The 6,264-nt window shown below is 42.1% G+C and carries 6 protein-coding genes and 3 tRNA genes; 4 read left to right on the forward strand and 5 right to left on the reverse strand.

Annotated features, from left to right (window positions below; all coding sequences use genetic code 11):
• Positions 1-16: 16 nt before the first annotated feature.
• A complete protein-coding gene (locus ACIPK1_RS17290; protein ID WP_008377006.1) occupies positions 17-1,033 on the reverse strand; it encodes an acyltransferase family protein in 1,017 nt (338 codons plus the stop codon).
• Between the two features lie 164 nt (positions 1,034-1,197).
• On the opposite strand from ACIPK1_RS17290, the gene ACIPK1_RS17295 reads away from it, so the two are divergent.
• Both ACIPK1_RS17295 and ACIPK1_RS17300 read left to right on the forward strand, forming a co-directional pair.
• Positions 1,198-1,587: a GntR family transcriptional regulator gene (locus ACIPK1_RS17295; RefSeq protein ID WP_016620245.1), complete on the forward strand. Its 390-nt coding sequence runs from the start codon at positions 1,198-1,200 to the stop codon at positions 1,585-1,587.
• Complete coding sequence (locus tag ACIPK1_RS17300; protein ID WP_400451387.1) at positions 1,584-2,972, forward strand: hypothetical protein; 1,389 nt, start codon at positions 1,584-1,586, stop codon at positions 2,970-2,972. Before ACIPK1_RS17295 ends, ACIPK1_RS17300 begins: the two co-directional genes overlap by 4 nt.
• 114 nt (positions 2,973-3,086) lie before the next feature.
• Here the strand turns inward: ACIPK1_RS17300 and ACIPK1_RS17305 are convergent.
• Positions 3,087-3,160 (reverse strand) — tRNA-Asn (locus ACIPK1_RS17305).
• 194 nt (positions 3,161-3,354) lie between these two features.
• Between ACIPK1_RS17305 and ACIPK1_RS17310 the strand changes: the two genes are divergently transcribed.
• Positions 3,355-3,427: transfer RNA gene (locus ACIPK1_RS17310), tRNA-Thr, on the forward strand.
• A gap of 693 nt (positions 3,428-4,120) precedes the next feature.
• Here ACIPK1_RS17310 and ACIPK1_RS17315 read toward each other — a convergent pair.
• The gene (locus tag ACIPK1_RS17315) at positions 4,121-4,555 is read right to left on the reverse strand and encodes a universal stress protein (protein ID WP_005237544.1); all 435 of its coding nucleotides are present in this window, start codon (positions 4,553-4,555) and stop codon (positions 4,121-4,123) included.
• A 392-nt stretch (positions 4,556-4,947) separates the two neighbouring features.
• Here ACIPK1_RS17315 and ACIPK1_RS17320 point away from each other — a divergent pair, with 392 nt between their 5' ends.
• Positions 4,948-5,304: an iron-sulfur cluster biosynthesis family protein gene (locus ACIPK1_RS17320; protein WP_005237545.1), complete on the forward strand. Its 357-nt coding sequence runs from the start codon at positions 4,948-4,950 to the stop codon at positions 5,302-5,304.
• A 48-nt stretch (positions 5,305-5,352) separates the two neighbouring features.
• Here ACIPK1_RS17320 and ACIPK1_RS17325 read toward each other — a convergent pair whose 3' ends face one another.
• Together ACIPK1_RS17325 and ACIPK1_RS17330 are read right to left on the reverse strand one after the other, a co-directional pair.
• Positions 5,353-6,003, reverse strand: a complete 651-nt coding sequence (locus tag ACIPK1_RS17325; RefSeq protein WP_400451390.1) for an HAD hydrolase-like protein — start codon at positions 6,001-6,003, stop codon at positions 5,353-5,355.
• 168 nt (positions 6,004-6,171) lie between these two features.
• Positions 6,172-6,245: transfer RNA gene (locus ACIPK1_RS17330), tRNA-Asn, on the reverse strand.
• Positions 6,246-6,264 lie beyond the last annotated feature (19 nt).

Here is a 6,264-nt window from a genome sequence, read left to right on the forward strand (position 1 = left end):
TGCTCGTATCAAGGATTTAAAGGGTTAGCATCAAAAGCAAAAAGCCAAGTAAAACAAAGGATAGTCCTCGTTCAAATCGTGCATACAGGAAGCGGATCGGGCGGCTAGCTAGCAAGATCGTCAGTAAAACACTGGCTAACACCAACGTCACAAAGCCTAATACCGACAGATTCAAGTCGGTGATCGCTAATGCCCGCAAGCCCTTGATGAAGATCCCCTGTAAAAGATAGACCAGCAGTGTGTTTTTGCCCCACTTCGTAAAAAATAGGTGCTCTCTGGGCACGAGGCTCAGAAAACCGATGATCCCCATCAGCCCGATCACGAAAAAGACCGCACGCAAGGGACCACCGAACAACGGATAGCTCAAGTAATCGTCATAAGGCTTGGAACCAAAAACCATGTACTTGTTCATCCCATGAAAAAACGCGATAAAGGTGTAGATGATCGGTAGGAAAAGCAAACTGATGGTTCGAATCTTTGGTTTCAATAAAAAGCGCATCTCATTTTTGGGAAAATAAAACCCGATAATGAAAAACGGCAAAAAGACAAAGGTCCGCTGCAAGGTCAACACTTGATTTAAAAACGGCACGTAGCCAGCAAAGATGCTCAAGCCAATACTCAGCAGGATCGCCTGCTTTTTGGACATTTTTTGAAAGATCAACAGCGAGAGCTGCCAAAAGAACATGCTAAGCAAAAACCAAAGTGCCCATTGCGGATTCAACAGTTGGATTTTTAGCGACTCCCGTAGACCGATCAACCAGTAATAGACGGTGTAAAACACCTGAAAGAAGACATAAGGCAGCAAGAACTTTTTCATCAACTCACGAAGCTTGTGTCCCTTCGTCAACGGTTTGGCAAAGTACCCAGCCAGAAAAACAAAAGCTGGCATGTGGAAAGTGAAGATAAAATAATATAGGTCATGATAAAACTTCTGATCGCCGATAAAAGGCTGCAGCAAGTGACTGAAGACGACCAAGATCATCAGTAAAAATTTTGCATTATCAAAGTAAGCCGTTCTTTGCGATTGGCTCATAAAAAGTTCCTCCTCTAAGTTGTATCTGTCAAAGGATACCTGATCCATGAAACAGAACTGTAACAAGCTATTTACTTTTTTCTAACGATTCTTGTTCATTTGATTACCAGTTGCTATTTTGTATATTTTGTATTAATATATATAATACAAAGGAGCTGTTTTCGATGATATTTGATATTCAAACCCAAAGCAACCAACCCATCTACCAGCAGTTGCGGGAACAGATCATTGTCGGTATCGCAAAAGGCGATTTGGCCGCTGGCGAATTGCTGCCATCCGTCCGTCAATTAGCCGAAGAGATCGGCATCAATACCATGACGATCTCAAAAGCCTACAATTCCCTCAAAGAAGAAGGCTTGTTAGTCACAGATCGCCGCAAAGGAACCGCCGTTGCCGCGCCACCACCGTTTACTTCCGGACAAGAAGCGGAGTATCGCCAAAACTTACAGCTACAGCTAGCAATCGCTCTCTTACACGGCAAAAGCAAGCAAGCGCTTTTAACGGATGTTCAACAACTTCTGGACCAATTTCCTGAAAGGAATGAATGCAAATGACTTATCTTTTTTTCATTATTGCCCTCGTCCTCTGTGGGACGACCGCATTTGGTTTACGCTTGATCAGTAAACCCCACAAAAATGTTTTACTCGAAAATACCCTTGCCCCTGAGCATCTGGATGATCCTAGCGTCCACAGCTTGATCACAGAATTTCGCAAGCGTATCTTACAAATCGTTGGTACATTTAGTGTAGCAAGTCTCCTTTTTTTGTTCAATTTATCTGACTCCATCATCCTTACCCTGTTCTGGCTTTATATGGCCGCTCTGCTGGGGACAGCTTACTTAGTACAAGTACATTACATCGGAAAAATGCGGCAATTGATCCTTACCAATGGATGGGAACTACCCATCGATCCGATTCGGATCGATACGAAACTCGTTCAAACCAAAAATAAGCGGATGCTGCCGTGGTATAGCCTCGTTCCTGCGGGGATTTTGTTGATGATCAGTTTGTACCAAGCATGGCAGTTGCCTGATCTTTCTACAGGATACTTGATGGGCGGTGTCTCCTTAGCAATTTTTGCGCTGTTCCTCTATCTCTGGGTGATCATCAGCCGCTTACCCGTTCGCGGGATCAGCGGTGATTCAGCTATCGACCAGCACATCAATGATTTAACAAAGCGCTATTGGTCCTTATTGATCGCTGTCACTTGTACCATTACACTGCTCTTATTGACTGTCCCGCTGGCGTCCATGTCCGCCACTGGAGCATTCAGTACTATCCTCTTAGTGCTCTTTGTTGTTTTGGTGGTTTTCTTGATCGTCTTTACCTTCTTCTTGTTGCTAGATCTGCGTAAAAAACAAGATCAGCTCTTAGAACCGGCAGCACAACCGCGCTATTATGGCGAAGATGCTTACTGGCGATATGGTTTTTACATCAATCCTAATGATGCGCGACTGTTCGTTCCTGACCGTGTTGGGATGAATATCGGCATCAATCTAGGCAAACGCAGCGGACAGATCGTCGCAGGCATCACCGCGGTCTTCTTACTTGTGTTAATGATCGGGACCATCATTCCGATGTATCGCTTAGATTTTACTGCTGATGCGATCACTGGTGAAGTGCAAGGACAAGAAGTCACATTCGATGCACCAATGTCCGGGAAAACTACGGTCTCTTTGGCAGATATAGAGACAGTGGAATTGATCGAAAAATTGCCGTCTCCTCGTGTTCGTACCATGGGTGTAGGAACCGCCAGTTACCAAATCGGTCAGTTTACCGTTGCCGGCGAACCTGCCAGAATGTTTGTCGACACGAAGGTGACGCCCATTTTAAAAGTCACTACTAACGATGGCCCAACCGTTTTTTACACAAATAAAAAAGCCGCCGAAACGACGGATTTATACGAGGAACTATTACAGAAGATTTCCTCAGCGGAGTGAGTGTTCTGGAAAAAAACTCGGGAACCCATTATCCCCAGGCTATCCACAACCAACAAAAGAACGGACTCTTTCCAACAAAAAAACGACCTTCCGAAACGAAGGTCGTTTTTGATACTCCGGCAGTAGGACTCGAACCTACGACATCATGATTAACAGTCATGCGCTACTACCAACTGAGCTATGCCGGAAGAATCTATCTGTACTATACCAAATAGTCAGATAATTTAGCAAGAGCAAAAATCAATTTTTTGATCCTTTTTTTCAAGAAAATCCTCTTTTAGAAACTTCCCTTCCCGCAAAGCGTTTTTCTCAAGAAATATCCGAAAATCTCATTGACAAAGTAGCGCCTTTACGGTATTCTATATCTTGTGTTAAATAACACGCCGCTTTAGCTCAGTTGGTAGAGCGCATCCATGGTAAGGATGAGGTCGACGGTTCAAGCCCGTCAAGTGGCTTTGGTAGGACAACGTTTGTCGGACGTTGTCTTTTTTTGTACATCTCATTCCCAATATATAGCGATAATTTCTAAAGTTAACAATTCGTATTGCCTCTAATTACTTGCGATATACAAAAGAAATAAGATCGTAAAACCCAATAGTACGAAAGATACAACTGCTTTCACCATTCTCGCTGCATCTTTAAATTTGAACAAGAGCGTATAAAGATTAATAAAGTAAATGATCGACAGGACTGCTTCTTGCGAATATTCCTTCACTTGGATCAAGCCTAACCATATACTCAGCAAAAGAATCGAAAAAACAACCTAATAGTTTTCTGCAACACGCTTCATTTCATTCTCCTTTCCAATGATAGCCACTTGCAACCAGCTGAATCATGGAAACTCAGTAAATTATCAGCCCCTCTCTCCAATACTTTTCCTACATCCTTTGCTTATTAAAAGTGTAACAAACTATCTTTTCTAACGGTCAACCTAGTTCAATTTACATAAATATTTTTTTGATAAAACGACGAAAAGACGTTTTCAATCGTTACTCACAGTTCAATTTTAGGCACTTCTTTTTTACAACAAAAAACCTGCTCTCCTAAAGCCAAGAGAGCGGGTTTTTCAACTAAACTGAATTTTTTTGAAAGGATATGCCTTATGCTGACTTAAAAAATAACATATTTTTTCCGTTTGATTCAACTTCTTACTTCACGACCAGCACCGTACATTTCGAATGATTAACGACATAATCGGTGGTTGAGCCCACGACAGCTCGAGTCAATGTACCTTTGCCAGTTGCACCGATAACGATCAAATCAATTGGATACAATTCAGTCGCTGCATGAATGATAAAACGTTTTGGATCACCGACTTCAACGATCACCTCAACATCTTCCACCCCATGTTGATTGGCATCATAGATTTTTTTCAACATATCCGTTTCCACACGTAATTTTTCTTGATCAAAAATTTTCGCAAAAGCATAGGCACTTGTGGATAACTCAGCATTGTTGATAACAGAGAGGACATACAATTTGGCTTTGTTCCTACGACAAATCGCGAGTGCTTCTTGGAACGCTTTTTCTGACTGATCCGACCCATCTAAGGCAACAAGTACATTTTGAGAATTACGTAACATCCAAATCGCCTCCTTTTCTTTATTTTACCACAAAAAATGGAAGCGTTACAAAAAAGGACGAGGTCTACTCTTAAGAGACCTAAAACTTCCTTTAAGATTTGTGAAGGTCCTTACTTGGTTCCGCAATTATGCAGTAAAATAAGGAGAACAATGATTCGAGGTGAAAGAAATGCGCTCTTTTTTCCATGCTGCAGTCACTGTGCTCTTGTACTTAGGGCTTTTCTTGCTGATAATCGGTATTATCGCCTTTTTCTTGCTAAAACTTTAAGCTTGGCTTGTGGAAAAGCAAGTTGCTGTCACATCCCTAAGAGGAGTGATACACTTGGTTTATCAACAATTATCGAAACGAAACAGCTTGTTGCTCATTCGTTTCAAAAAGGAGATCATGCATAATGGACTTACATATTACCCCTAGTGCCGTTGCTCGCTTTCCAGAAGGACACGACTTATATATTCTGACGAGTAATGACGGATCGAACCAATTTTCTTCAGCAGCTGGATGCTGTATGATCGGCGAACGTTTTTTGATCACACCGATCGACGAACCGTTAGACCCATACAATGAGTTAGTCTCAAGCAATCAGTTTACTTTTTTTACATCAACCTATGATCAAATGTTCTTGACTGGTCATCTAATTCTAGATGTTCACCCAACTTCAGGAACCTTGATTTTGAAAAACGAAAGCGGCTATTTGGATACCAATCTTTTATTGGAAGCCTCTCCGCAGTTGAAGCAAACGAATGTGTAACAAAAGAGCTGACAAACGCCTTGTAAGGTGCTTGTCAGCTCTTTTTCTCTATACGGAATGGGAAATCAACGAAAGAAGTTCTTGTGTCTCAGCGGCTAAAGCGATTGCACCAGCATCAAGCAATTCTTCTCGTGACCCAAAACCATATAAAACACCGATTGCCGGTAACTGGTTTTCTTTTGCACCTAAAATATCATGCTCACGGTCGCCGATCATGATGGCTTCCTGCGCTTTTTGCTCCTTTTCGATCTCAGTTAGCGCATAGTGGATAACCGCCGCTTTTTCCCCACGTTTATTCTCAAGATCCGCCCCATAGATTCCTTTGAAATAGCCATCATACTTGAGATGAGTCAGAATCTTTTTTGCAAAAACTTCTGGTTTCGACGTGGCGATATACAAATCGTGATCCTTTGCCAACTCCTGCAATGTTTCTTCAATCAACGGATATGGTTGTACTTGAAACATACCCGCTTGACGATAATTTTCCCGGTAGAAGGCAACGGCTTGCTGGGCAGCAGCTTCATCTAAGCCCAAGCCACGGAAGGATTCAATCAAAGGCGGCCCCACAAAGCTTCGCAGTATGTCTTGCGCTAATTGCTCTTTTCCCATTTTTTCCATCGCATATTGAATCGATCCATAGATTCCTTCACTCGAATCAATGATCGTTCCATCTAAATCAAAAAGTACTTTCTTTCTCACGCCATCGTCTCCTTTTCTAATAGTATAGAAAAAAACAGCAGGACAAGCAACACTTCTTCCTTTTCGTTCTGATCTCATCTAAATAAAAAAGACGCTGCCCCATCAAAGGCAACGTCTTTATTTTTGTCATTTTATGTGAAAAAAAAGATAGCAGATGCTATCAAGCAACTCCGGCAGTAGGACTCGAACCTACGACATCATGATTAACAGTCATGCGCTACTACCAACTGAGCTATGCCGGAAAAATTGAAATGCGTGGCG

It is taken from the genome of Enterococcus sp. NPDC086594 (assembly GCF_044746145.1).
In the GTDB taxonomy this organism is placed as follows: Bacteria; Bacillota; Bacilli; order Lactobacillales; family Enterococcaceae; genus Enterococcus_D; species Enterococcus_D entomosocium.